The 25,857-nt window shown below is 44.8% G+C and carries 20 protein-coding genes; 14 read left to right on the top strand and 6 right to left on the bottom strand.

Features of this window, described 5'->3' with window-relative positions; genetic code table 11:
* Nucleotides 1-7: 7 nt before the first annotated feature.
* From AC5RDS_RS00185 to AC5RDS_RS00175, 3 genes are all read left to right on the top strand, one after another.
* The gene (locus tag AC5RDS_RS00185; protein ID WP_013611786.1) at nucleotides 8-799 is read left to right on the top strand and encodes a DUF4843 domain-containing protein; all 792 of its coding nucleotides are present in this window, start codon (nucleotides 8-10) and stop codon (nucleotides 797-799) included.
* Nucleotides 800-820: 21 nt separating this feature from the next.
* Nucleotides 821-2,257: a hypothetical protein gene (locus AC5RDS_RS00180; protein ID WP_013611785.1), complete on the top strand. Its 1,437-nt coding sequence runs from the start codon at nucleotides 821-823 to the stop codon at nucleotides 2,255-2,257.
* Between the two features lie 82 nt (nucleotides 2,258-2,339).
* Nucleotides 2,340-3,650 (top strand): TlpA family protein disulfide reductase, encoded by a 1,311-nt coding sequence (locus AC5RDS_RS00175; RefSeq protein ID WP_013611784.1) that lies wholly within the window; start codon nucleotides 2,340-2,342, stop codon nucleotides 3,648-3,650.
* A gap of 66 nt (nucleotides 3,651-3,716) precedes the next feature.
* On the opposite strand, the gene AC5RDS_RS00170 is transcribed toward AC5RDS_RS00175, so the two are convergent.
* Both AC5RDS_RS00170 and AC5RDS_RS00165 read right to left on the bottom strand, forming a co-directional pair.
* Nucleotides 3,717-4,613 carry a diaminopimelate dehydrogenase gene (locus tag AC5RDS_RS00170; protein ID WP_013611783.1) on the bottom strand — a complete coding sequence of 299 codons (897 nt, stop codon included), beginning with the start codon at nucleotides 4,611-4,613 and terminating at the stop codon, nucleotides 3,717-3,719.
* 40 nt (nucleotides 4,614-4,653) lie between these two features.
* Nucleotides 4,654-5,472: a 2,3,4,5-tetrahydropyridine-2,6-dicarboxylate N-succinyltransferase gene (locus AC5RDS_RS00165; RefSeq protein WP_013611782.1), complete on the bottom strand. Its 819-nt coding sequence runs from the start codon at nucleotides 5,470-5,472 to the stop codon at nucleotides 4,654-4,656.
* Between the two features lie 226 nt (nucleotides 5,473-5,698).
* Here AC5RDS_RS00165 and AC5RDS_RS00160 point away from each other — a divergent pair, with 226 nt between their 5' ends.
* From AC5RDS_RS00160 to AC5RDS_RS00150, 3 genes are all read left to right on the top strand, one after another.
* On the top strand, nucleotides 5,699-7,294 hold the full coding sequence (locus AC5RDS_RS00160) for a YfcC family protein (RefSeq protein WP_013611781.1): 1,596 nt from the start codon (nucleotides 5,699-5,701) through the stop codon (nucleotides 7,292-7,294).
* Between the two features lie 52 nt (nucleotides 7,295-7,346).
* Complete coding sequence (locus AC5RDS_RS00155) at nucleotides 7,347-7,856, top strand: 3'-5' exonuclease (RefSeq protein ID WP_013611780.1); 510 nt, start codon at nucleotides 7,347-7,349, stop codon at nucleotides 7,854-7,856.
* Between the two features lie 313 nt (nucleotides 7,857-8,169).
* Nucleotides 8,170-8,454 carry a hypothetical protein gene (locus AC5RDS_RS00150; protein ID WP_118113252.1) on the top strand — a complete coding sequence of 95 codons (285 nt, stop codon included), beginning with the start codon at nucleotides 8,170-8,172 and terminating at the stop codon, nucleotides 8,452-8,454.
* A 13-nt stretch (nucleotides 8,455-8,467) separates the two neighbouring features.
* Here AC5RDS_RS00150 and AC5RDS_RS00145 read toward each other — a convergent pair whose 3' ends face one another.
* Nucleotides 8,468-9,175 carry an inorganic diphosphatase gene (locus AC5RDS_RS00145; protein WP_368323673.1) on the bottom strand — a complete coding sequence of 236 codons (708 nt, stop codon included), beginning with the start codon at nucleotides 9,173-9,175 and terminating at the stop codon, nucleotides 8,468-8,470.
* 403 nt (nucleotides 9,176-9,578) lie between these two features.
* Complete coding sequence (locus tag AC5RDS_RS00140; protein WP_013611777.1) at nucleotides 9,579-11,501, bottom strand: alkyl/aryl-sulfatase; 1,923 nt, start codon at nucleotides 11,499-11,501, stop codon at nucleotides 9,579-9,581.
* A gap of 159 nt (nucleotides 11,502-11,660) precedes the next feature.
* Here AC5RDS_RS00140 and AC5RDS_RS00135 point away from each other — a divergent pair, with 159 nt between their 5' ends.
* The 7 genes from AC5RDS_RS00135 (at nucleotide 11,661) to AC5RDS_RS00105 (ending at nucleotide 21,570) form a co-directional block, all read left to right on the top strand.
* Nucleotides 11,661-12,527 carry an AraC family transcriptional regulator gene (locus AC5RDS_RS00135; RefSeq protein ID WP_013611776.1) on the top strand — a complete coding sequence of 289 codons (867 nt, stop codon included), beginning with the start codon at nucleotides 11,661-11,663 and terminating at the stop codon, nucleotides 12,525-12,527.
* A gap of 108 nt (nucleotides 12,528-12,635) precedes the next feature.
* Complete coding sequence (locus AC5RDS_RS00130; RefSeq protein WP_118944668.1) at nucleotides 12,636-12,965, top strand: hypothetical protein; 330 nt, start codon at nucleotides 12,636-12,638, stop codon at nucleotides 12,963-12,965.
* Between the two features lie 123 nt (nucleotides 12,966-13,088).
* Complete coding sequence (locus tag AC5RDS_RS00125) at nucleotides 13,089-14,966, top strand: methylmalonyl-CoA mutase family protein (RefSeq protein ID WP_087381801.1); 1,878 nt, start codon at nucleotides 13,089-13,091, stop codon at nucleotides 14,964-14,966.
* A gap of 38 nt (nucleotides 14,967-15,004) precedes the next feature.
* The gene (gene scpA, locus AC5RDS_RS00120; RefSeq protein ID WP_046451178.1) at nucleotides 15,005-17,161 is read left to right on the top strand and encodes a methylmalonyl-CoA mutase; all 2,157 of its coding nucleotides are present in this window, start codon (nucleotides 15,005-15,007) and stop codon (nucleotides 17,159-17,161) included.
* Nucleotides 17,162-17,352: 191 nt separating this feature from the next.
* A complete protein-coding gene (locus tag AC5RDS_RS00115) occupies nucleotides 17,353-19,242 on the top strand; it encodes a DUF4139 domain-containing protein (protein WP_118404538.1) in 1,890 nt (629 codons plus the stop codon).
* Between the two features lie 867 nt (nucleotides 19,243-20,109).
* Complete coding sequence (locus AC5RDS_RS00110) at nucleotides 20,110-20,502, top strand: hypothetical protein (RefSeq protein WP_013611748.1); 393 nt, start codon at nucleotides 20,110-20,112, stop codon at nucleotides 20,500-20,502.
* A 153-nt stretch (nucleotides 20,503-20,655) separates the two neighbouring features.
* Nucleotides 20,656-21,570: a glutaminase gene (locus AC5RDS_RS00105; protein ID WP_013611747.1), complete on the top strand. Its 915-nt coding sequence runs from the start codon at nucleotides 20,656-20,658 to the stop codon at nucleotides 21,568-21,570.
* 76 nt (nucleotides 21,571-21,646) lie between these two features.
* On the opposite strand, the gene AC5RDS_RS00100 is transcribed toward AC5RDS_RS00105, so the two are convergent.
* Nucleotides 21,647-23,185, bottom strand: a complete 1,539-nt coding sequence (locus AC5RDS_RS00100; protein ID WP_494222165.1) for a PCMD domain-containing protein — start codon at nucleotides 23,183-23,185, stop codon at nucleotides 21,647-21,649.
* A gap of 23 nt (nucleotides 23,186-23,208) precedes the next feature.
* Nucleotides 23,209-23,721: a hypothetical protein gene (locus AC5RDS_RS00095; RefSeq protein ID WP_140398528.1), complete on the bottom strand. Its 513-nt coding sequence runs from the start codon at nucleotides 23,719-23,721 to the stop codon at nucleotides 23,209-23,211.
* A 353-nt stretch (nucleotides 23,722-24,074) separates the two neighbouring features.
* Between AC5RDS_RS00095 and AC5RDS_RS00090 the strand changes: the two genes are divergently transcribed.
* Nucleotides 24,075-25,637 carry a PCMD domain-containing protein gene (locus tag AC5RDS_RS00090; RefSeq protein ID WP_046402558.1) on the top strand — a complete coding sequence of 521 codons (1,563 nt, stop codon included), beginning with the start codon at nucleotides 24,075-24,077 and terminating at the stop codon, nucleotides 25,635-25,637.
* Nucleotides 25,638-25,857: the final 220 nt, after the last annotated feature.

Genomic DNA, 25,857 nt, shown 5'->3' with positions numbered 1-25,857 from the left:
GAAAACCATGAAACATACGATATTATTTCTATTCATCGGCTTGTGTATAGCCTCTTGCCATGAAACGGATTATCCGACTTTCGATGACTCGGTTATCGACATCTATTTCACCCAGGACTCCGTTAACTACTCTTTCGGTGTGACTCCGTTGAGTACCACAGAGCATGTGGTTGAGCTTCCGGTACGCATTATCGGGGCATCTGTGAAAGAGGTGGCCCGTAACTTTAAAATCGAGGTAGTAGATAAACGCACCAATGCCGAATCGCCTTTGCATTATACGGTGCCGGAACAACTCACCCTGGAGAAAGATTCCGTTAATGCCGTAGTGCCTGTTACCCTCAAACGCTCTGCCCTCGGAGACACCGAATGGACGGTAGCGTTCCGCCTGTTGCCGAACGATTATTTCAATCCCACGGCACAAACCGAGAAAGAAATCAGTTGCGAAGCCATCATCACTTTCAATAATGTTGTCAGCAAACCGAACTGGACGACGTGGAACGGAAGTTTTGGCTGGTCGGAAAGTAATATGGGGCCCTGGAATCCGGTGGTGTATGTCACTTTCATGGATTTTTTCCACCGGTTGGAAGAGACGTTGCCGGCAACCTATAGAGCGCTGGTGGAAAGATACGGAGAGAATTTGGATCAAAAATACAATACCGGTTGGGGAGAACAGGATTTCGGAGGTTGGGACTGGGATTTTAACTATGCTCTTCAGAAATACGTATGCGGCCCTATGTATGAATACTTTCAGGCACATCCGGAATTGGGTGTGACCACCTTTCCGAAGCCCAATGTATAATAACCGAAAAAGAAAAATATCATGAAAACATTGAAATATCTGTTCTTTATCCTTTGCTTGCCGTTGTTTGCCGGCTGTTTCGAAGATGAAACGACTGTGGATACGGTGCGCATTTCAGAAATCAGTATCGATACGCTGAAAATGCAGAAAGTCTACAACATCGACCAAAACGAGGAATTGCTTATTCCTACTGAAGGGTTGGTCAGCCAAAGCGAACGGCAATTGCCCCTTACGTATGAATGGGAGGTGAATTACAAATTTTATTCCGACTCCTCCGCACTTCGTTTTACGGGTAATGAATTGGGGGCGTTCCCGGCACGGTTGAAAATCAGCAACGAGCACGGCAGCAGTTTTTACGAATTTACCCTGAACATCAATTCCGCCTACGAAAAAGGTATCGCTATCCTGAGTGACAACTCCGAAGGTGAACCTTTGCTTTCCATTATGCGGGAATTGAGCGACAGGGAAATTGCCGAAGGGAAAAAGCGTTTTTTCACGACCAATTGCTTGGCGGTGAATAATCCGGGCGTGGAATTTCCACGCCAGCCCACCGACTTCAGACAACGGGACAAACAACTTTTTATCAGTTTTAAGGATAAGCCTTCCGTATATGCCTTGAACAGTAAAATGCTGAACGTGGAGAATATCATTACCGACGGCAATCCGGATTTCATTCCGGAGCGATTGCTTGTCGTGGATGGAACGGGTGCGGCGTCGCCTGTTATATCGGAAAGCCGTAAAATATATAAAATGGCCACATTGGAAGGATTGATTGTAAATTATGGCCGGCAAATGGCGTCTACCTACGATAAAAATGTGGTTTTGGCAAAAGGGTTAGGTTATCAGGATGCGATTATCTTTTGGGATATGGAAAAAGAGACTATTGTCGATTTCTACAATTATTACTATGAATATTCGGCTGCCGACCAAGGATTGGATTTCAGAGGTCATTCTCCGATAGCGCTTTATGAGCGGGATGGAAATTATTTTACCATGATTACTTGCAAAGACGGTGTCTTTATGAAAACCTCTATTGCATATACCTGGACAATATGGAATAGCGATTACACCCAACAAAGTTTCGGACTATCCGATAATCAAGTGGTCATTAACGGTACTCCGGCACTCACTTCGGAAAGCCCTTATGTTTCCAACACGACCTACCAATGTTTGTTTTATGCTTCCGGCAATAAAATCTATCGTTGGTATTACAATACCGCCACTTCGTTCCCGACCGAACCTTGGCGCACGTTGGATGACTTGGAAGGGGCTGAAATTACCAGTCTTGCCGTCAGTCCGGATAACCAGCAGCTTTATGTTGGCGTCTATCAACCTCAGGCAAGTGGTTTGAACGGTTCGTTTTATCTGTTGAATTGCAACACCGGTAAAAACGAAGGAGATTCTCCCTATTTGAACGTGGCATACAAGCCCTTGAAAGTAGTTTATAAACCCCGGTAATTATTTTCTTATTGCGAACTGGAGAATGTGCCTTGAGAGGAAAAGTCTTTCGGCGCGTTCTCCTCTTTTTGAAACAATATCCATGAAAAAGACATTCATTTATCTCTTCATCCTGCTTTGTTTTGCTTGTCGGAACAAACAGGAGTATACTCTTTGCGGCACTCTCTATATGGACAGCAATACCGTTGTCGATATGCTCGGTATTCAGATGGAGGACACACTACTCTATGTTAAGGTGGATAGTGCCGGGTATTTTTCCACAACTATTCCTTTTCGGGAGGTGGTTTTTTGTAATCTCTTCGGCGTAGCTGTCACCGGGGAAGAGCGCTGGCAATTCGTGACTCCTGTCGCCCTGCAAGCCAATGCCTCCGTAGACCTTGATTTCCATCTTACCGGCGGCCAGACGTCCATCGGTGCTACAGATCCGGACAACCGGGCATTGCAGGCCTTCCGGGAATGGTCGCTCAACCAAAGCCGAACCCTTTGGAGCAATCCGCCTGCCGGAACGGAACTCGCTTCCCGCCTCGCCCGGTTTCCATGCGAAGTCCAACGTATTACCGAACGGGAGCGGCTCGATTCAACGACTGCCGGTTACCTTTCCGCCTGGGCAAACATCGAATGTCTGAATCTTGCCCACGGATTGTTCCGCGACAGCATACCTGCAGCGCTCGCCTCCGCTTTGCCTGTCATCTCCCAGGCCCTGGATGTGCCTTATTGGAAACTGTTATACGGCAGTGACCTCTATATCAGCGAATACTTGCAACAAAACGCCCCGGAACCCGAAGACCAAATCCGTCTCCTGCAAGAGCGGTTCCGCATTTCTTCCATCCGGGAAAACATCACCCGGAGAATCATCGAAGACTATATCCGCCGGCATCCTTATTCCGGGGAGCATCTGGCACGCCTCGACAAACTTTGCAGTGACCGACCCGATAAGGAACAACTTATCCGGAAATTTCGCGACAAACGTTATGCCTCTCCCGGTGCTCCCTTGCCCGACGCTGTATTTGAAGATAAGAACGGTCAGGAGCATCGTCTCACTGAATTTGCCGGCAAATATATCTACATTGATCTTTGGGCATCGTGGTGCGCTCCCTGTGTGGCGGAAGTCCCCCACCTCCAGAAATTGGAAAAGGATTTGAACCGTCGGGACATTGTATTTGTCAGCATTTCTTTGGATACCAAACGCGAAAACTGGGAAAAGCAAATGGAACAGCTCCATATGCACGGAAATCAATGGCTCGTCCGCGACGAGGCTTTCGCCGATATGATGAATGTCAAAGGCATTCCCCATTTCCTGCTCTATGGAAAAGACGGGACATTGCTGGATTATAAAACAGCCCGTCCTTCATCGGGTGACCTGCTGAAAAGCAGACTCGAGCATCTGCCTTGATTGTCTTTGCGGATTTAGATTCCGATTCATTGCCAAATATTCCGGGGAAAGGTATCAGGCATCTTTTTATACTAGATGCCTGATAAGTTCTTCCCGGTCGCCGTAAAGCATATCGATCATTGGAATTTCGATGAGAGAGTAGCAGCCCGGTTGCTGGCGTATGGTGGCACGGGCGGCCGATACCATGATTTGTGCCGTCAGGGCCGGGTTGTTGATGTGCATGTTGAATTCAAACAACTGGTTTTGCGTTTTACCGGATACCCCTTTCCGGGTGAGGTTCACGCCGTGCCCCATGTCGAGCAATGTGTCTACGTTTTCCACCTGCATCACGTGGGTTTCGTCATGGGCGAAATAGGGATCGTTTTTGATCTTTTGTGCAACTTCACCGAAGGGATATCCTTCCTGAAGTTCGATATATACCATTCTGCGATGAATCCCGGTTCCCGTGGGGATAGTCATAGACAGGGCGGCCTTTACTCCTTCGATTGCTTTAACGGCTACTGTATGTCCCATACTCATGCCCGGACCGAAGTTGGTATAAGTCAACCCCTTGGGTGCACAGGCTTCCAATAATGCGCGTATTACGGAATCCGTCCCCGGGTCCCAGCCGGCCGACATAATGGACACTGCATGGTGTTTGCGGGCCACTTCTCCCAAAGTGCGGTGTAAATCGACGGTTTGAGTGTGTATGTCGAAACTGTCTACCGTATTGATACCTAGCCGGAGGGCTTCGGTTGCATAGTGTTCCACGCTGCGGGTCGGGTTACATAAAATAGCTACCTGAACCCCTTCCAAATCCTGCAGATGGCTTACTACTTTGTATTTGTCCAATTCTGCCGGTACATCGGCGGCATTCCGGCGCACAACACCCACGATCTCGAAATCGGGAGCAACTTGAAGAGCTTCTATTACATATCTCCCGATATTGCCGTATCCGATAACGGCTGCTTTAATTTTCTCCATATATTTCTAATCTTAATAATCTGAATCTGTTTTATATCTCTTATACCGGCACGTCGAATTCCCGTAATGCACTGTTCAACGAGGTTTTCAGGTCGGTAGATGCTTTTCTTTTTCCGATGATCAGCGCACAAGGCACTTCGTATTCGCCGGCAGGAAATTGTTTTTTTCGGGAACCGGGGATCACGACGGACCGGGCCGGCACATAACCCTGGTATTCTATCGGTTCATTTCCCGTGACGTCGATGATCCTGGTCGAGGCGGTGATTACCGTATTCGCACCCAGCACGACTTCTTCTTCCAGATGGGCACCTTCCACAATAATACAACGCGAACCGATGAAGCAGTTGTCCTCGATAATGACCGGTGCAGCTTGTACCGGTTCCAATACTCCTCCGATTCCGACTCCTCCGCTGAGATGTACATTTTTCCCGATCTGGGCACACGAACCGACAGTCGCCCAGGTGTCTACCATCGTTCCCGAATCGACATAAGCACCGATATTGACATAGGAAGGCATCATCACCACTCCCGGGGCGACATAGGCTCCATAGCGGGCGGCAGCCGGAGGAACTACCCGTACTCCTAATTCTGCATAATCTTGTTTGAGCCGGATCTTATCGTGATACTCGAATGGTCCCGTGGTCATGGTCGACATGGGTTGGGTTGGAAAATATAAGATAACCGCTTTTTTTACCCATTCGTTCACTTGCCAACCTTCGTCGGTTGGAGTAGCCGTGCGCAATTTCCCTTTGTCCAGTAACCCGATTACCTGATCGATAGCCGACCGGGTCTCTTCTTTCTTCAATAATTCCCGGTTCTCCCAGGCTGCTTCAATGATTTTTCTGATTGCTGTATACATTTCTAACTCGTTTTTTGTCGGACGAAAGTGCCTATGCCCAGGATGTCTCTGGAATTGCAAATTTCGCAATAATTTGTTGTACGACAAAAACTGTTCCCCGGATTGTTAATCGTCTAACCGATTTTTCCCGCGATGTGTAGAATAAAACATAGATCAATAAAAAAATATATATACCTTTGTTCCCTCACCGTATGCGTGTCGTAAAAGTTTAATTATTTAATGTGCTATGCTGAAAAAGATTCCTCATACTTATACGATTATTTTTTCGATTATTCTGCTTTGTGCCGTCTTGTCCTGGATTATTCCGGCGGGAGAGTATAGTCGCCATACCGTCGAGGTCAACGGAACGACCCGGTCGGTGATTGTCGATAATTCTTATCATGCGGTGGAATCGGTTCCACAGACCTGGCAGGTATTTTCCGCTTTGTTGCAAGGATTTGAGAAGCAGGCCGGAATCATAGCCTTTTTACTGATTATCGGCGGGGCTTTTCAGATTATGAACAATAGCCGGGCGATCGATGTCGGGATTTTTTCTTTTTTGCGTTTTACGCAGGGATTGGAACGGCATCGTTTTATGAAGCGGATCGGGGTGAACAATCTGGTGATCGCTATGATTATCTTCTTGTTCAGTATGTTCGGGGCTGTTTTCGGTATGAGCGAAGAAACGCTGGCTTTTGTGATTATCATTGTACCTTTGGCTATTTCGATGGGGTATGATTCGATTACCGGATTGTGTATGGTCTATGTTGCGGCCCACGTGGGATTTGCCGGAGCGATCCTGAATCCGTTTACCATCGGTATCGCTCAGGGACTTTCCGGTTTACCTTTGTTTTCCGGTTTTGAATACCGCTTGTTTTGCTGGTTTTTGCTCACCGTGATTTTAGTTGCCTGTGTGTTGATCTATGCGGCCCGGGTGAAACGCAATCCGACCCTTTCCCCGATGTATCGGGCCGACGAATATTGGCGGAATCGCCGTACCGAAAGTGGCGAAGAGGTTGCTTATACGATCCCGGTGGCTTCTTATATCGTGTATGGATTGATTCTCGTGTCTCTGATTATTTTTGCTGTCGTTTATCCGGTTACTACTTTTAGTTTGGGGAATGCTTCGGTCACTTTTTATGCTGTACCGGTCGGTACGGTTTTGTTCGCTTTGTTCGGATGGTTGGGGCTACGGAAATCTTTCCATTTTTTTATCCTTTCTATCCTGGCTTTTACGGTCATTTTTCTGGTGATCGGAGTGATGGGGCATGGTTGGTATCTGCCCGAAATTTCGGCGATTTTTCTGGCGATGGGAGTGTTGACGGGGTATGCTGCGGGCAAAGATACCGACAGCATCATCAAATTGTTTCTCGAAGGAGCCAAAGATATCTTATCGGCGGCTATTGTGGTCGGACTGGCCGGAGGTATCATCCAGATTTTGCAGGACGGGCGTATTATCGATCCTATATTACATGCCTTGGCTTCCCTGATGAACGAGGCCGGAAGAGTGGCTTCGGTTGGTGCGATGTATGTAATTCAGACGCTGATCAATATCATTATCCCTTCGGGATCGGCCAAAGCTGCTTTGACGATGCCGATTATGGCTCCCTTCTCGGATGTCATCGGTATTTCCCGGCAGGCTACAGTGATGGCTTTCCAGTTCGGTGATGGCTTTACCAATATGATCACGCCCACCTCCGCCGTATTGATCGGTGCTTTGGGAATCGCCCGCATTCCCTATGAGGTGTGGGTAAAATGGTTTGCCAAAATCCTCCTGTTGTTTGTCGTCCTGGGTTTTCTGTTACTGATACCCACAGTAGTCATGCAGTTGCCTGGGTTTTGAAAATCTTAAGCTTTAATGATGTATTTTTGTCTAAATAAATGCTGAAGTAAAAATGGAGAAATTTGCTGCAATAGATTTCGAGACAGCCAATTGGCAGCAGACCAGTGTTTGTTCGGTGGGGATCGTCGTGATGAACCGGGGGGTGATCGAAGACCGGTTTTACAGTCTGATTCATCCTGCACCGAATTTTTATTCCCGGCGTAATACAGCTATTCACGGTTTGAGTCGGGAGGATACCGAGGAAGCTCTGGCTTTTCCTACGGTATGGCGGGAAATTGCTCCGATGATTGAAGGGATACCTTTGGTGGCTCACAATAGCATGTTCGACGAGGGATGCCTGAAAGCTGTCTTTCGGCTTTACGAAATGGATTATCCCGGTTACTCCTTTTACTGTACCTACCGCCTTTCCCGGAAATTATTTAAAGGACTGGAAAATTATCAGTTGCATACCGTTTCCTCCTTTTGCGGATATGATCTGAAAAATCATCACCATGCCCTGGCCGATGCCGAGGCTGCAGCTGTCATTATGCAATCCATTTTGCAGCAATGTCCCGATTTATAGTAGAATTATTCAGTCGTACATTTGTACATTAATTAATAATTCGATAATTTATAACTTTGAAAAGGCATGGACAAAGCCCGATTTTTCTTTGGTTTCTTGAAGCCGTAAGTAACGTTCAGTCCCCATGCCTTTACACTGGCTTTTTCTATCACTGACGAACGGAGTGAGGAGTTCCGCCGGTCAGAGAAGGAAAGCCTTAGCGGACCGTTCCAGACGACCCGGTCTGACGGTATAAAACCCGAAATCGGAATAGAAAGAAAAAATATATCTGCGTTTAAGGTAAACATGTATATAAACACCTTCTTTTATACCAGTGTTTCTAGGAAAGGTGTTTGCCGGTATTATTTCCGGAGGCGTCTATCAGCAAATGTCGGATAAAGTAGTTATGGCGCGGAAACTAGTAGCAGAGAAGGGCTTACAACTATCGGATCAGCTTTCGAACAATGCTTATTTTGAAGAAGTAGCCCGGCAATTCCAGCTATCGGGTCAAGAATTAACTCATTTATTCTGGGAGAAATGCAATCCTTCCGGGATATGGGTGGTTATATTGGCAATGGGTTTTGTTCAAACCTATTTCTCTGGATATACGATAGATTAGCAATCCGGAAAATTCAGGCCCGGTTATGATGTCCGGCCAATAGTTGCGGCAAATACTTTTGTAAAGCCGACATATCCGGATAGATCAAGTCAGCTCCGGCCTCTTGCAATTGTTTTTCAGGAATAGGCCCTGTATTTACGGCGATAGTGAAAACTCCAGCCGCTACACCGGCTTTTACCCCCAAAGGGGCATTTTCTATAATGAAAGCTTCGTCGGGCATAGCATGTGCTTTTTGCAGGCCTTTCAGGTAAGGTTCCGGATGGGGTTTACCATGCTCGACATCGAAAGCGGTCACCAAAGTCGAAGCATCGACAAAACCGGCATATTCTTCGGTCAACCGTTTCAACAACGATTGTTGACCGGAACCGGTAACGACAACGGGCAATAAACCGTGCTCCCGGACAATCTTCAAAACCTCTTTGGCACCTGGCATAGGCCCGGCCTCGGGCAGCTCATTAAAATATTTACTTTTTAAGGTATATAGTTCTTCAATCTCCTGCTTAGTCGCTTGCCGGTGATAGGTCCGTTCAAAAATCAAATTAATTGTCCATTCGGCTGTAGCTCCCTCATATTGATAAAATTCATCTCTTTCACAAGGGATCTCCCGGGAAGACAAAGCTCTATACCAAGCTAACGTATGATTCTTCATCGAATCGAATAATACGCCGTCCATATCGAAGAGTACAGCTTTCAACAGATGCCCTTTTTTTATCTCGACCATAATAAAACACAGTTCGATAGCAAAACGAAAAACAAACGAATTTGTTCGTTTAGCTTAGTATAAATAAAATCGTATTCCCCATTCTCACCGACCCAATAATAAATTCAATCGACGGCAGGAACTTTATCTTCAGTTATAATCATCAATTAGAGAACAAATATACGAAAACTCGCTCACATACAGATGGCTTTGGAGAAAATAATGCAAAGTGTTTGAAATCGAAAGAAGTACATAGTTTTGTACCAGATCCTTCTATTAGTGGCTTTTGATCATTTTGAGGGAGGAGACAGGAGAACAAATTTGCTATGTCTGCTGATGCAAACTTAGTCACATGCGATGATACGAAAAAGGCGGATACACATCTATGTACCCGCCATGTTAAAAATCAATATATTGTTCCTGTTTACGGCAACACAATGTTGAAGTTAGGATCTGCCGGTTCGCAGGCACTACGGATAATATCTATAGCTTTGGTGTCTCCGGTAGTTTTCACCTTGTTCGTCTTATGCAAAGTTTGTAAATCCGTTCTGCCGAAGAACAGTTTGACGAAATCCATTTTCGCAATCTCCATGGTCAGGTCAGCTTTTTTATCCTGGCTGCCAAGGCGGTGATTCAACACCCCATTATTGAGCATCAGCATCACCTTCTCTTTCGTATCTGTGAAGTTAATGTTGATAACAGCTTCCTTTCCGCCAGCTTTCTCCCCGTTCAACTGGATTGCGCAGTAGTCGAGCAAAGTGCCCATATCCATCTGGGACAATACACCGTCATTGATGAGTTTTGATGTGTAAGGCACATTCTTCTTGAATAAATCTTGAGCCCCAGTCAAGTAGAAGTTACGCCACGGACCGCTTTCCGCCTGATAGCCTAATTGGGAATATGTGTCGGCCAACAACTGGCGTGCTTCTTTGTTTTCGGGTTCGGCAAAAACGAGATTATCCAGTAGCGTAGCTACCCAGCGGTATTCACCTTTGGCATACGAGGCCTTGGCCACTTCGAGCACTTTATCTGCACCACCTATAGCTTCTACATACTTGGCACCCAATTCCGAAGGGGGCAGCGGGTTAAGATGTGCCGGATTGCCATCGAACCAGCCGAAGTAAAGGTCATACTGCGCCTTGACGTTGTGGCTCAGCGTACCGTAGTAGCCACGGCAGTTGAACTGCGATGCCAGCGAAGCGGGGAGTTTCATCTCTTCGGCAATTTCATCAGGAGTCAGCCCACGGTTAGCCAAATGCAGGGTCTGGTCGTGCAGATAGCGATACATATCACGTTGAGCTTCCCAGTAGTTCACGATGCGTTCATTGCCCCAAGTGGGCCAGTGATGGGTGGAGAATGACACCTCCACCTGGTCTCCGTAACGTTCGATAGCCGTATCCACCGCCTTACTCCACAGCAGTCCGTTGCGCACTTTCGCACCACGCAACGTTTGCAGATTATGCATGTTGTGCGTCATATCTTCTGCCGTACAGAAGGCTTTCAATTGCGGAAGCCAAATCATGATTTCCACGGGAGCTTCTGTGTCAAGTACATAGACAAACTCCATCTCCACGCCGTCAATGGTATGTTTCTCTCCGGTGTTTGCTATTTCAATGGTAGGGCGGGCGATACCTTTGCTACCCGTTGACATACGCTGTCCCAGACCACAACCCAATGTACCTTTTTCACCCGGTTGCAATTGCAAACCATACATATAAGTGGCACGGCGGGTCATAGCCACTCCGGCCAGCACGTTTTCGTTTTGTGCCGAGGCCATGAAGCCTTTGGGAGCGATGATGTCGAAATCCTTTTTAGATGAAGCCTCCTTCACCGCAGCGATACCTCCGTAATGGTCGCCATGAGGGTGGGTGAAAATTACGCCTTGTACAGGTAGGTCTGCCACATGCTTCTTAATGAGGTCATAGCCCGCCTTGGCAGCGGCATCTGTAGTCGTCACGTCAATGATAATCCAACCATTGTCAGAACGGATGAAAGTCATGTTGGCTATGTCGAATCCTCTCACCTGGTAAAGTTTGTCGGGTATCACTTCAAACAGTCCGTTTATGCGGTTGAGTTGCGACTGTCTCCACAGACTCGGGTTGGCTGTCTGAGGAGTATTGCTCTTCAGAAAATCCCATTCTTCCACAGAATAAGAAACTTTGCCTTCTTTGTCCAGTACAGCGTTTCCATCGATACTTGCGATAAAGCCCCGGTTGGCATCTTCATAATCCTGACGGTCGTTGAAATTCAGTTCCGTCTTTACAGCTTCGTTGGCACGGATAGTGTGTTCCGTAGCCGATTTCTGCGCCAAAAGAACTGACGGAATAACCGTCAGTGAGAGCGCCATAGTCAATAACTTTTTGTTCATTGTCATCTGATTTGATTTCGATACAAAGTAACGGAGATTTTTCACGCTTGTAAATGTGCTTTTCTGTATTTCATTTGTATATTCGTACGATTATTGAGGATTAAATAGTTTATTGACCCTATTTGCATGTTTATTTGTATGATTCAGCCTATATTTACATTCGATAAATTACTTCAACGTTTGCAGTTGGGTAAAGAGGTGACTCCTTTCGTGATTTGGCGCGAAAATGACCTTTTCGGCACACACGATAATCCGGTAAAGATAGACATACCCTGTCTTTTTTTGTGTCTGGATGGAGAAATGCAATTGGATATCAACTTACAGTCCTATCGCTTCAACCGTGAACACCTGTTGTGTTTCATCGCCCCCTGTGCCTGTCGTATTGTAAGTCGTAGCCCCGGCTTCCGATGTGTGGGGCTGTTGCTTTCCAAATCTTTTTGGAGGCAGCTTGTTTTAGCAGAACGTACCTTGGGAAAGATTGCGATACGTGATGCTTTCATTGCCGTCAATGATGATGAGCACGGGCGGTTGACTCGCTTCTACGAGCTCCTATGTCTTTGCGCCGATGCTCCTGGTTTGAGAGATTCCGCAGATACTCTTTATCCGCTCATCCTGGGTATGTTCTGTCAAGTACGTAATATCTGTCGGCGGCTGGAAGACACTGCCACTCCCGCGTCGCACAGTGAGAAGATCTTTTATGATTTCCTCGATTTGCTACACACCCATTACCGTAAGCAACGGCGCGTATCATTTTATGCCGGCGAACTTTCACTGACACCCCGCCATCTTACTACTGTAATCCGACTGGTGAGCGGACGCAGTGCCGCACGGTGGATAGAGGAATACATTGTGCTCGAAGCACAGATTCTGTTGCGTAATTCACCAATGGCCATTAAGGAAATAGCCTACGAATTAGGGTTTAATGAACAATCACTTTTTTCCAAATATTTCAGTCGTGTTTCGGGTAGTTCCCCCGAAAGCTACCGTCGTTCTTCTACAGCATAGAGCATCCGGTTAGACCGGACGGTTTTAGTTTACTTTCTGGATTTTCAATAAAACCATTATCCAAAGCCAGTTGGATAATGGTTTTCTATCTGCAGTGATTTCCCCGGGGTGGCGGCTCCTTTCGTTGGTCGGTGGAGATACGAAGCGAATCAGCTGTATTATGAGATGGAGGTGACTGCCGGAATTTATAACCTGTGTTTTTATTCCGTGAAAGATACGCTTGGAAATGAGTTGTGGTGTGGAGTTACACGTTTCCGGATGAAAAAAGAAGGCGATAAGCTGATTTGCGAAGAGTTGGATACCCGGCAAAATGAATTGGGGATCGGGGAATGGCAATCGGTAGATCAAAATGAATTGCGGATAAAGATATGGGATAACGGTAATCCGGAAGAAGCCGGAACCGTACGTATTTATCGGCGCCTGAATGAGGAAGGATAAAAGTGACGGGGGTACAAACGTTCTAAATACGGAAAAAAGGCACTAAATAATTTTTTTAATCCTTTGAAAGGGTTAAATTTGTTCGTTTTTTCAAACAAACAGTTACAGTTAAATATATAAATTATGGCAGAAAAAGAAAATTGTAAGCTTTTCAGTGAGTTTGCGCCGAACACAATGCAAGAGTGGATCGACAAAGTCACTGTCGACCTGAAAGGGGCCGATTTCAATAAAAAGCTTGTATGGAGAACCAATGAGGGTTTTAATGTTCAGCCGATGTACCGGTTGGAGAATATGCAGGATCTGAAAAATCTGGATTGTCTACCCGGCGAATTCCCGTTTGTGAGAGGTAACAAAAAAGATAACAACGATTGGTATGTACGTCAGGATATCGTTGTGGAAGATCTGGCTGAAGCAAATAAAAAAGCATTGGATGTATTGAATCGCGGTGTCAACTCACTGGGTTTTGTACTGAATGGATGCCAGGAATTTACCAAAGCAGATATGGAAGTCCTCCTGAAAGACATCTGCCTGGAATGTGTGGAAATCAACTTTGTCGCCGGATGTAAAAAAGGAAGTATCCTGGATGCATTTAAGGCTGTTGTGGAAGAAAGAGGTATTGCACCTGAAAAAATACAGGGGGGAATCAATGTCGATCCGTTGACCGCTCTCACCCGGAAAGGAAAGAACTGTTGCGACAAACCTTTCGAAAACGTAAAAGTAAATCTTGAAAAAATGGCTGCCTACAAAAACTTCAAGACCATTGAAGTAGGTGGATATGTTTTCAATAACTCAGGATCTTCTATCGTTCAGGAGTTGGGATTCTCACTGGCTGCCGGTGTTGAATATCTGGACAAACTGACGGATGCAGGAATGAAGATCGATGAAGTGGCTCCGAAAATCCGTTTCCACTTCGCTACCGGTTCCAAGTATTTCATGGAGATCGCTAAATTGCGGGCTGCCCGTTACTTGTGGGCTCACATCGTGAAAGCCTACAATCCGTCTTGCGATTGCAAATGTAAGATGAATATCCATGCAGAAACTTCTGAGTGGAATAAAACCGTATACGATCCGAACGTAAATATGCTGCGTACTCAGACCGAAACGATGTCGGCCGTATTGGGCGGTGTCGATTCGTTCACCGTTCATCCGTTCGACGATACCTTCGAATGTCATCCCTCCGACGTGGCGGAACGTGTTGCCCGCAACCAGCAGTTGTTGCTGAAAGAAGAGTCGCACTTTGCCAAGATCGTCGATGTTGCCGGCGGTTCATATTATATCGAGGAACTGACCCAGAATATTGCTGAAGCTGCCTGGAAATTATTCCTGGAAACTCAGGAGCAGGGAGGGTATATCGAAGCATTGAAGAAAGGATTTGTTCAGGCTGCTGTGAAAGCTACCGCCCAGGCTCGTGACCTGGCTATCGCTCAGCGTAAAGAAAACTTTGTGGGTGTTAACCAGTTCCCTAACTTCAACGAAAAGATCGATCGTCAGCTGTGTGCCTGCATCTTCGAACCCGAAGACGAAACTGCCGAAGGCGCTGAAATCGAAACCCTGAAACCTTACCGCGGACCGGCTGCATTCGAGGCGATGCGCCTGAAAACCGATGCTTTCTCGGCTAAAAACGGTCGTCCGGTTGTCTATATGTTTCCGATGGGTAATCTGGCTATGCGTAAAGCACGGGCTCAGTTTGCATGTAACTTCTTCGCTTGTGCCGGATTTGAAGTAAAAGATAACAATGGCTTCAAGACGGTCGATGAAGGGGTTCAGGCGTGTCTGGACAATAAAGCCGCTATCGTTGTGCTGTGTAGCTCCGACGATGAATATGCCGGATTTGCACCCGAAGCTTTCGAAAAACTGAAAGACAAGGCTATTGTTGTGGTTGCCGGTAATCCTGAAAGCCGTCCGGAACTGGAAGCCAAAGGATTGATGAACTATATCCACGTGAAGAACAATGTACTGGAAGAACTGAAAGGCTACCAGGTAAAATTAGGTATTAAATAAAGTAACGGGTAACTCTGTAACTTTTTAACTATTGAAACATGAAACCGAATTTTAAAGATATAAATATTAAAGCGTCTGAAAAGGCTTCCATGAGCGCCGCTGAATGGGAAAAAGCCAACCACATCGCTAAAAACTGGACGACCCCTGAGTTGATTCCGGTGAAACCGGTATATACTGCCGATGATTTGAAAGGTATGGAACATTTGGATTATGTTGCCGGTATTCCTCCTTATTTGCGTGGACCGTATTCTGCCATGTATCCTTTGCGTCCCTGGACGATCCGTCAGTATGCCGGATTCTCTACCGCTGAAGAATCGAATGCTTTCTATCGCCGCAATCTGGCTGCCGGACAGAAAGGTTTGTCTGTAGCGTTCGACCTGGCTACTCACCGTGGATACGACTCCGACCACCCGCGTGTGATCGGTGATGTCGGGAAAGCCGGTGTGGCTGTCGATTCTATCCTGGACATGAAGATTCTGTTCGACCAGATTCCTTTGGATAAGATGTCCGTATCTATGACCATGAACGGGGCCGTGCTTCCGGTGCTGGCTTTCTATATTGTTGCCGGATTGGAACAAGGAGCTACCCTGGAGCAGCTGTCCGGAACCATTCAGAACGATATCCTGAAAGAATTTATGGTGCGTAATACCTATATTTACCCGCCGAAATTCTCGATGAAGATCATCGCCGATATCTTCGAATATACGTCCAAGAATATGCCGAAGTTCAACTCTATCTCTATTTCCGGTTATCACATGCAGGAAGCAGGTGCTACCGCCGATATCGAGTTGGCATATACCCTGGCCGACGGTTTGGAATATCTGCGTGCCGGAGTAAACGCCGGAATGGATATCGATGCTTTCGCTCCGCGTCTGTCCTTCTTCTGGGCTATCGGTACCAACCATTTTATGGAAATTGCTAAAATGCGTGCCGGTCGTCTGTTGTGGGCTAAGATTGTTAAACAATTCAATCCGAAAAATCCGAAATCCCTAGCTTTGCGTACACACTCCCAGACTTCCGGTTGGTCACTGACCGAACAGGATCCGTTCAATAACGTAGGACGTACCTGTATCGAGGCTATGGGAGCTGCTCTGGGACATACACAGTCATTGCATACCAATGCATTGGATGAGGCTATTGCATTGCCGACCGACTTTTCCGCCCGTATTGCCCGTAATACTCAGATTTATATCCAGGAAGAATCTACCATTTGTAAGGCAGTCGACCCATGGGCCGGTTCTTACTATGTAGAAAACCTGACCAACGAATTGGTACACAAAGCCTGGGCACATATCCAGGAAATTGAAAAACTGGGTGGTATGGCTGCTGCTATCGAATCGGGTATTCCGAAACTCCGTATCGAAGAAGCTGCTGCCCGTACACAGGCTCGTATCGATAGTGGCGAACAGACTATCGTGGGTGTAAATAAATATCGTCTGGAAAAAGAAGATCCGATCGATATCCTCGAGATCGATAATACCAGCGTACGTGAAGCTCAGATCGCCCGTCTGAAAAAACTGAAAGCCGAACGTAATCAGGCTGAAGTAGACGCTGCTCTGGACGCTATCACCAAATGTGTCGAAACCGGCGAAGGTAATTTGCTGGAATTGGCTGTAGATGCTGCTAAGAAACGCGCTTCTCTGGGAGAAATCTCCTATGCATGTGAAAAAGTTGTCGGACGTTATAAAGCTGTTATCAGAACCGTGAGTGGAGTATATTCAAGTGTTGCCGGCGAAGATGCCGACTTCGAGAAAGCAAAGGCAATGACCGATGAGTTTGCCGAACTGACCGGACGTCGTCCACGTATCATGATCGCTAAAATGGGCCAGGACGGTCACGACCGGGGAGCCAAAGTGGTTGCCACCGGTTATGCCGATATGGGCTTCGATGTCGATATGGGACCTTTGTTCCAGACACCGGAAGAAACGGCTAAACAAGCTGTTGAAAACGATGTGCATGTCGTTGGTGTTTCTTCTCTGGCTGCCGGACACAAAACGCTGGTACCAGCCGTTATCGCCGAATTGAAAAAATTAGGCCGGGAAGATATCCTCGTATATGTGGGTGGTGTAATTCCTCACCAGGATTATCAATTCCTGTTCGATGCTGGTGCAATTGCCGTATTCGGACCCGGTACGAAAGTATCGAAGAGCGCTATCCAGGTCATGGAAATTTTGCTTCAACTGGCCAGGAAGTAAAAATATTATCCGATGATAAAGAAACGGCTGCCGGGGTTCCGGCGGCCGTTTTGTATTATCATGGCTCCTGTTGTTTTCGGTTCGGTAAAATCAATCAAACCAGTTTGTTGTTTTTGCTCTCACCTTTCACTATATTTGTATACTGAAACAAAGGTCAGAGGAATTATAGATACCTTATTTTAATTGGGATTATGGAAAAGTTCAGGAATTATGTAGGGCTGGTTCTTTGTCTGTGTATAGTGACCACGGTGTCGACGGCGCAGCGCAAAGTGGAAACGGTGGCAGAGAAAGTCATGCTGTTTATCGACGGAGCACAGGTAACCCGTACTAAACGGGTGGACATCCCGGCTGGCAATTCGGCTTTACTGTTTACCGGTCTTTCACCTTATCTCGATGCCCGGAGTATGCAGGTGAGTGCGAAGGGAAAACTGACGATCACGAATGTGAATCTGCAATATAATTTCCTGGACAGTGTGGCGGTAGGGCGTAAGCAGGAGCAGTTGCAGCAGACTTTGAAAAAAATAGAAAAACAACAGGAAGAACGGAAAGCGGCTCTTGCTGTCGTGAAGGCGGGGCAGGAGGTATTGAAAAACAATTGTACGATAGGTGGTAAAAGCAATGCGTTGACTATGGCGACTGTCCGGGAAGCGACCGCTTATTTCACCGAACGGATGAAAGCGCTCACTGCCGAAGAATTGACTATTGGCGGGCAGCTGGAAGAACTGTCCGGGCGGCATCGGCAGGTGTCCCGGGAATTGGCCCAGGTGAAAGGGAAGGACTTGAAACGTACCGGGGAAATCCTGGTGGGTATTCATGCTCCGGCTGCCTGTACCGTAACCTTTACCTTGAGCTATTATGTTAAAAATGCCGGTTGGTTTCCTTCCTACGACATTCGTTCGGAGAGTCTGACCGAACCACTTTCCATTACTTATAAAGCGAATATCTTTCAACATACGGGCGAAGCATGGAAAAATGTCGCTTTGTCGCTCTCTTCCTCCAGTCCCTCAACGGGGAATGTGGCTCCCCGGCTGTTGCCTTATCGGCTGAATTATGGATGGGCGGCACCGGTCTATCGCGATGAAATGAATGGAAATAACGTATCGGGTATTGTTTCGGATGCCACTACCCATGAACCCTTGATCGGAGCTACGGTTAAAATTCCGGGTACTACTATCGGTTGCGCTACGGATGTCGACGGCCGTTATTCGTTGACGATGCCCGAGGGACAACACCGGTTGGAATTTGCGTATATCGGCTATACTTCGCGGACGGTTGATGTGCGTAGCAATACGTTGCATGTTGTCTTGGATCCCGATACGCAAAGTTTGGAGGAAGTGGTGGTTGCCGGTCATGGCTCTCCCCGGAAAGCCCGGAAAAACACTTTGGCTCTTATGTCTACCGCGCCTGTGGAAGAGGTAGTTGCCGAAGAAGAGGCGGGGAGCATACCGATTGAAGTAGAACAAACCCGGCAACCGACAGGTTATGAGTTCGGGATTAAGATGCCCTATACGGTTTTATCGGACAATAAGCCTATTGTGGCAGAGATAGGCCGCTATGAACTGCCGGTCTCTTATGTCTACCGGTGTACTCCGAAAATCGATAAAGATGCCTTTCTGATGGCACAGGTTACCGATTGGAGTAAGCTTAACCTGTTGGAGGGAGAAGCTAACATCTATTTCGAAGGCACGTTCATCGGCAAATCGGTGCTCGATGTGAATACGGCCGGGGATACGCTTTCGTTTTCTCTCGGACGCGACCGGCAGATTGCCGTACAGCGCACGAAAGAGCATGAATATACCTCGCGGAAACTGATGGGAGCTATGCAGACACAGACGATAGGTTGGAAAATATCCGTTCGGAATAATCGTCCGCAGGCGGTTGATCTGACTCTTTACGATCAGTTGCCCGTCTCCGCCAACAGCAGTATTACCGTGACTGCCGAAGAGGTGAGCGGTGGCAAAGTGGACGGCGATACCGGTATCGTTACCTGGCCGCTGATCTTGCAACCCGGCGAACAGCGCGATCTTATCCTGCGCTATAAGGTGAAATATCCGAAAGACAGACGGTTGGAGGTAGAATAAACGGACCGATGGCAGAAGAACAGGAAAAAAAATATTATCCGTTTATTGGCGAAAGGCGACGAAGAAGCGACGGGCATTTTATTCCGTAGTTATCATCGGCTTCTTTGGAAGCCTGTCTTTTCGGGGCGGTGAATAAAGCGGCACTTAAAACCATGAGGGAGGCCGGAAAACGCTATTTTGAAGATTTCAAAAATTCTATTTCTTGTTTTTTGCTGTCTTTTCTGACTATTCGGCTTGTCGGGGCGGCCACTATTCATGCCACCTATTGCAGGTGATTTGCAGGTCTGGAACCTCTCAGGATAGGGATTAACCCTTATTCATCTCCGATTCACCTCCTATACAACAACGTCGGGAATAAGGAGTGAATAGGCTATGAATAGGAGATGTAACGTTTGTATTGCCTGTCTTCACCCTGTTTGGTAAATTTTCTTCTGTTTTTTGTCACCTATTTGGGATGTTTTAGAATATAAATAGAAGTGTTTATATATGTTACCCTGACTGTACGTTTATAAGTGTAAATATGTATATAACTGCCCAAAACAATAGATTAGATTTTATTAAATCTACAGGAAAAAGTGGTTATCCGGAAAGGTGACCGCTTTTTTGTCGGTATCCCGGTGACAATTGTTTTTGGGTGTGGAGATTTTACCCAAATCTGTAGAACGAATAGGGGGATTTTCCATATAATAAATGTAAATAGAGTATAACTATTCTGTTTTATGATTTTTAAGTAATTGATTAATAATGATTTGTTTTACGCTCCCTTTTGCTGCGAAATTTTCGGCATAAGTTTTTCATATTGTTTTACGAACGCGGTTAGAAATAAGAGTTCGACAACATAATTATTAACAATTAAATTTGAATGTTATGAAAAATTTAGTAAAAAGCGCATTTGTAGCATTGGTTGTATGTGTATTTGCTATTCCGGCATCTGCTGAAAGTCTGGTGATCGCTCCTGTAAATGTACAGGATACTGTGGTGAAAAAGGATACCGTGGTGAAAGAAGAAGCTCCGATGCTATTGGCTCAGGAAAAAGTGACTTATACGAAGATAGAGGTAGCTGAAGTACCTGAAAAAGTGGCTGCTGCAGTAACGGCAAAATACGAAGGTTATACGACCAAAGAGGCAGCAAAAGGTTCTGATAACAGTTATAAACTGATTATAGAAAAAGGAGATTCCACATTGACCGTTTATTTCAATGAGGCCGGTGAATTTCTGAAAGAAGAAGCTCCTCAAAAAGAAAGTACTACCTTGGTTTAGTCCTATCCGAATAGGCTCGATAAGCAAAGAATTGTCCTGAAAGTTCGAGGTAGAAACTTTCAGGACAATTTTTTATATGAAGAATCATTTTTTTACTTATGAAAACGTTTTAAATGTTTTTGGTGTATCTTTGTGCGCCTAAAAAAAATACTTATGGATTACGGGATTGTCATTGAAAAAATACACCAGGAATTGAAAGCCTATTGGGGAAAAGGAAAGGTGGCGGATTATATACCGGCTTTAGCGGAAGTAGAGCCGAAACGATATGGAATAGCTATCGAGACATTGGACGGACATTCTTTTCAGGTAGGAGATGCGGATATTCGTTTTTCTATTCAGAGTATCTCTAAAGTATTCGCATTAGCCATGGTAACCCGTCATTTGGGTGATCGTATCTGGAAGTTCGTCGGACGTGAGCCTTCGGGGAACCCTTTTAATTCGCTTGTACAGTTGGAATATGAACATGGTATTCCGCGTAATCCTTTTATCAATGCCGGGGCTCTGGTGGTCACCGATCGTCTGATGAGTCTTTATGAACAGCCTAAAGATGCTATTCTCCAATTTGTCAGAGGTATATGTGGCAATGACGATATCTACTATGATAAACACATTGCCCGCTCGGAACGTGAACATGCGGACCGGAACATGGCTTTGGGCTATCTGATGAAAAGCTTCGGCAATATGGAAAATGATGTGGAAGATGTGGTGGATGTATATTGTCATCAATGCGCCATTGCTATGAATTGCAAGGAGCTGACCAGAGCTTTTTTATTTTTAGCAAACCATGGAGTGAATCCTTTTAATCAGGAAAAAATTCTGACGGTCAGTCAATCCAAACGTCTGGGGGCCTTAATGTTGACTTGTGGTTTCTACGACGAATCGGGAGATTTTGCTTTTCGGGCAGGACTACCTGGGAAAAGTGGAGTCGGGGGAGGAGTGGCTGCCTATATTCCGGGTAATTTAGCCATTACGGTGTGGAGTCCCGAATTGAACCGGCATGGAAATTCACTTATCGGTATGGAAACTTTGGAGCGGTTTACGACGGATATTAATAATTCTATTTTTTAATACCGGGGGGCTTGACTGAAAGAAATACGAATCCCCAAAAGTTTTACAATAAACTTTTGGGGATAATATCATTAAATTATTCGTTGATAATTTCAACTTCGTCGACGATCAACTCGCTTCCTCCTGCTCCGCAGAACTTGTCTCCATCTTTACTCGAGGAGAAAATAACCGCAAAACGATATTTTTTGGCAGGATTATACTGCTGTTTGTAGTCCAGGGTTAAATCAAATTCCTTGAAACTATCTTGCTGGCCGGTGATCAGCTGAGCAATAGCGACTATTTTATCTGAATTGAAAATGGTTTCACCATTGAGGAATTCTGTGTAATTATCTACTTCGTATAAAACAGCACTCAAAGCGCCTTGGTCGGTTTTTTCCGGGTCTAATTCGGCTTTGTTGGAATTATTTTTCGGGTCTTTACAATAATAGTACTTTTCTCCGGGTTTGTATTTATAATATCCTTTAACCCTGATCGGTTTCTGAAAATAAGGAATACCGAATTGGGTACTATTCAACGTATTTTTGGTATCGACCTCAAAGTCACCTAAGAATAAAGAACCGGAAGTAATTACCGGAATAGGGGGAAAACCAAGTATACTTTCTTTACCTGTTGTATAGGCAGTCGAGATCTTGGCTGCTTTCCCGCTTTGGCCTTCTGTTACCGGGGCAACAATCGCTCCGCCATCGTATAATCCGGGGAATATCTTGATTAAAGATATCCCTTTATTTGAAGTGGCCCATTGGCCTTCCGGTTTATAAAAATCATTGCCTTCGGAAACCCAATTTTCAAACGTTGCTTTGGGAACGGATTGACCTATTTTAAATCTTGCCCGATATTGACGGGTTTTCTGATAATTTTCCGATACGACATTGAAATAGACAAATTCCGTATCGTCTCCTTGATCGATGGCTTTCGAAAAATCGACTACTTCTCCCGAAACAGGTTTCACGATAGCGCCTTTAGAGAGTTCGATAATAGGAGTCAATTGTAGTTTTGAAAGGTCGGCATCCGGTTTGACGTAAAATACGATTTCATATTTATAATTTTCGTATTTGATTTCCGGCTGGGACAAGACCATATCGTTATCGAAGATCATCTTCAGGATTTCCGGCTGATCGTTCATCGTTTGCCGGCCTTTGAAATTCAGGTCGACGGTCAGATCGGTATTTTGGAGTTTCAACTGGAACTGGATGGCTCCTCCTCCGATACTTCCGTTTCCATTGGCGGTCATTTCTCCTAACTTACTTAAAGTAACCTTTTTATTGGTAATTTTAAAGTAGATATTATGATCTGCTGCTTTGCTGAAACTATTGGCTACAGGAATAGAATCGATTTCAATAGAACCGATCATATTTTTGCCAATCTTGTAATTGATATTACTGGTTTTTAATTTGACATAATCTTTACCTTGTGGGAAAAAGTTAATGGTTTGATCGGAGGTATCTTGGGCAGATTCATAAGTTAAAAATAAGTCAGCATTGTATAGCCCTTCGATTTCTTTAGCCAGATTGACCTCTGGAGGAGTCGGGGTCGGAGTGTCGTTATCATCGTCGTCACTGCAAGCTGTGAAAAACCCCAACGAACAAATCAGGGTGAATAAAAATAATTTTTTCATACAATTTAATTTACTGTTTGTGTTTATTTCTTCAGATTAGGAAAATAAACGGTTAAAGTCTTCGATAAGTTGTTCCCGGCGCTGTCTTTAACAGTTAATATGAATTTATGAGGTCCCGGATTTTCGAATCCTCCTAATAACGGCATGAACTGAGAGACATCGAAAGTAGTTTCAGTACTGCCTTTTATTTTTTTATCTTTCGATAGCAAACCAAATCCGATCAAGGTTTGGGCTAGTTCCTCGGAAGCCGGATTGGCCAAATCGAATTCTTTCGGTAGGTTTACTGCATTTAGAACATCTTCTGTCAATACCGGCGATTCTATTTTAACGATCAGATTTTCGATTCCTTTCTCTGTTGCAATATTTACTATAACTTCTGCTGTATTGTCTTTGTTTGTTACATTGAAAGTCTGATCGATGTTGAATCCTCGCCCTTCGATTGTGACGGGGTCGTTGTCGTCATCGTCATCGTCGCTACAAGCTACAAAATTCAGCGTTAAAAACGCCATTAAGAGAAATACTAAATTCTTTTTCATCATCTGTTTTTATTAATATTATTTTCTGATAATTAGAGAAGAAGATAAACGGACGTTTAAATTTGTAAAAGATGAACTGAAAGAAAAAAGTGACTAGATACACTGATACGAAAGCTAGTGATAAAATCAAATAATTTGTAATTCTATCTCTGAAATTGATGTAATTTGAATATTAACCATTTACGTATTTGAAATGTTAATTTTATTATTTAACACACATATTTTATTAATTTTGCACGATTTTTGCTATTAACTATACTCATGTAAAAAAAGGGAAAAATAAACGACGATTAAAACGTCCGTATTTATTAGTCGTTAGCTTCGGAATATTAAAAAAAAATGAAAAATTGATTATGAAAAAACTGATTTTATTTTTGTTTGTAGCGTTGTTTTCGCTAGGTTTTGTTGCTTGCAAGGATGACGATAATTCGCTTCCGATAGAGGAAAAGATTGCAGGGTCTTACAAGGGAACCTTGGATATTATGATGTATAGTGACGGTACATCTGACGGTGTAGAAATTGCAAAGAATTTTCCTCAGAAGGTATACCTTTATAAGGTAAATGATGAAACCATAAAGATGGAGTTGAAGAATCTGAGTGTTATTGGCTTGGATTTTGGTACCATTGCAATTGACGAAGCTGTGGTTATTGAAAACGGGGATTCGTATTCTTTTACCGGAGAACAAGAACTGGATTTAACCGATAAAAACTTAGGAAAATGTAATGTGAAAGTTGTCGGTGAAGTAAAGAATGACAAAATGATTCTAAATATAGAAGTAGCTGTTCCTGCTCCCTTGAATCAAACAGTTAAGGTTACTTTCGCAGGTAATCGACTGACCGGAGGGGAAAGTACTGCAGCTGACATTACTGCCTTTACGTTTGCCGAAGGAATGGGGGGTAATTCTGCTGTGATTATACAACCGCAGATTAATGGTACTGATATTACTTTTATGGTAGCTGACACGACCGGAACGGAGACATTGAAAACTTTGATTCCTACAATAGCTGTTTCAGAAAAGGCTACTGTTATGCCAGCTAGTGGTGTGGCTCAGGATTTTTCAGGTAAAGTAACTTATACCGTTATTGCAGAAGATGGTACGCAGCAAGTATATACCGTTTCAATCGTTCAGACCATGTCCTACTATGATTTTGAATCCTGGGTTTTCCATAGTGCCGAAGCAACGGATGATGAAGGAAATATAGTTCCTAGTGATTTGGATTATTACGATCCTGCCGGATGGGCGACTAGCAATTCAGCTTTGGTGCTTTTGAAAGGACTCTTGTCGGCTTGTCCGATGGATGCTGTCGGAGTTGGGGAGGCAGATGGACGTAGTGGTAAGGGAGCAAGACTTGTTTCAAATGACAGTAAGGGTATGTATATGTTAACCGTTGTGCCCAAGGTAACAGCAGCCTCTTTGTTTTTGGGTGAGTTTGTGGTCGATATGGGTAATACATTGAAGAGTACTCATTTTGGGGTACCTTATTATAACCAACCACAAACTGTAAAAGGATACTATAAATACAAAGCCGGGGAAACCTATTATAAAACCGAAGTGTCCGGTTCCGGCTGGTCTACTGTCGTTACGGGAGTTCCGGTTCCTGAAATGACAGATAGTTGTGCCATTACGGCGGTATTATATGAAGTGAACGACTATACCACTGAGTGGTTGGACGGTGTGACTCTATACGATCCGGCTACAACTAATATTGTGGCAATTGGTATGTTTACAGATGGTGCTGAAAAATCGGCTTTTACTCCCTTTGAAGTTAGTCTGAATTATCTGAAAGCCTATGATCCGGCTAAAAAGTATAAATTTTCAATCATTTGCTCTTCCAGTAAAAATGGTGCAGAATTTGCAGGAGCTCCCGGAAGTGAGTTGATTGTGGATGACATTGAAATTATTAATGCTGAATAGGAATATTTTCCCGATTTGTGTAAATCTGGAATAAGAGAACGGGGGTTTTGAAGTACACCCCAAAAGTTGTTCAGAAAAAATTATTTATTTTGATATAAAGCCCGGTATTGTACCGGGCTCTTTTCCTTTAAATGCAATTTGATTTTTAATTAATAATCAATCTATCGGCATATCGATCTTCACGTTTATCACTAGTTGGAACTTTTTCTCATAGGTGTAC

This window comes from Odoribacter sp., from assembly GCF_985060555.1.
This window is presented reverse-complemented; position numbering and strand designations above follow the sequence as displayed.

Bases quoted from the DNA above. Each gene is read 5' to 3' on its own strand.
- AC5RDS_RS00155 (WP_013611780.1), top strand. From the start codon at position 7,347: ATGGAGAAATTTGCTGCAATAGATTTCGAGACAGCCAATTGGCAGCAG.
- AC5RDS_RS00105 (WP_013611747.1), top strand. From the start codon at position 20,656: ATGGATTACGGGATTGTCATTGAAAAAATACACCAGGAATTGAAAGCC.
- AC5RDS_RS00115 (WP_118404538.1), top strand. From the start codon at position 17,353: ATGGAAAAGTTCAGGAATTATGTAGGGCTGGTTCTTTGTCTGTGTATA.
- AC5RDS_RS00110 (WP_013611748.1), top strand. From the start codon at position 20,110: ATGAAAAATTTAGTAAAAAGCGCATTTGTAGCATTGGTTGTATGTGTA.
- AC5RDS_RS00140 (WP_013611777.1), bottom strand. From the start codon at position 11,501: ATGGCGCTCTCACTGACGGTTATTCCGTCAGTTCTTTTGGCGCAGAAA.
- AC5RDS_RS00095 (WP_140398528.1), bottom strand. From the start codon at position 23,721: ATGAAAAAGAATTTAGTATTTCTCTTAATGGCGTTTTTAACGCTGAAT.
- AC5RDS_RS00185 (WP_013611786.1), top strand. From the start codon at position 8: ATGAAACATACGATATTATTTCTATTCATCGGCTTGTGTATAGCCTCT.
- AC5RDS_RS00090 (WP_046402558.1), top strand. From the start codon at position 24,075: ATGAAAAAACTGATTTTATTTTTGTTTGTAGCGTTGTTTTCGCTAGGT.
- AC5RDS_RS00170 (WP_013611783.1), bottom strand. From the start codon at position 4,613: ATGGAGAAAATTAAAGCAGCCGTTATCGGATACGGCAATATCGGGAGA.
- AC5RDS_RS00160 (WP_013611781.1), top strand. From the start codon at position 5,699: ATGCTGAAAAAGATTCCTCATACTTATACGATTATTTTTTCGATTATT.
- AC5RDS_RS00135 (WP_013611776.1), top strand. From the start codon at position 11,661: ATGATTCAGCCTATATTTACATTCGATAAATTACTTCAACGTTTGCAG.
- AC5RDS_RS00180 (WP_013611785.1), top strand. From the start codon at position 821: ATGAAAACATTGAAATATCTGTTCTTTATCCTTTGCTTGCCGTTGTTT.
- AC5RDS_RS00125 (WP_087381801.1), top strand. From the start codon at position 13,089: ATGGCAGAAAAAGAAAATTGTAAGCTTTTCAGTGAGTTTGCGCCGAAC.
- AC5RDS_RS00145 (WP_368323673.1), bottom strand. From the start codon at position 9,175: ATGGTCGAGATAAAAAAAGGGCATCTGTTGAAAGCTGTACTCTTCGAT.
- scpA (WP_046451178.1), top strand. From the start codon at position 15,005: ATGAAACCGAATTTTAAAGATATAAATATTAAAGCGTCTGAAAAGGCT.
- AC5RDS_RS00165 (WP_013611782.1), bottom strand. From the start codon at position 5,472: ATGTATACAGCAATCAGAAAAATCATTGAAGCAGCCTGGGAGAACCGG.
- AC5RDS_RS00175 (WP_013611784.1), top strand. From the start codon at position 2,340: ATGAAAAAGACATTCATTTATCTCTTCATCCTGCTTTGTTTTGCTTGT.
- AC5RDS_RS00100 (WP_494222165.1), bottom strand. From the start codon at position 23,185: ATGAAAAAATTATTTTTATTCACCCTGATTTGTTCGTTGGGGTTTTTC.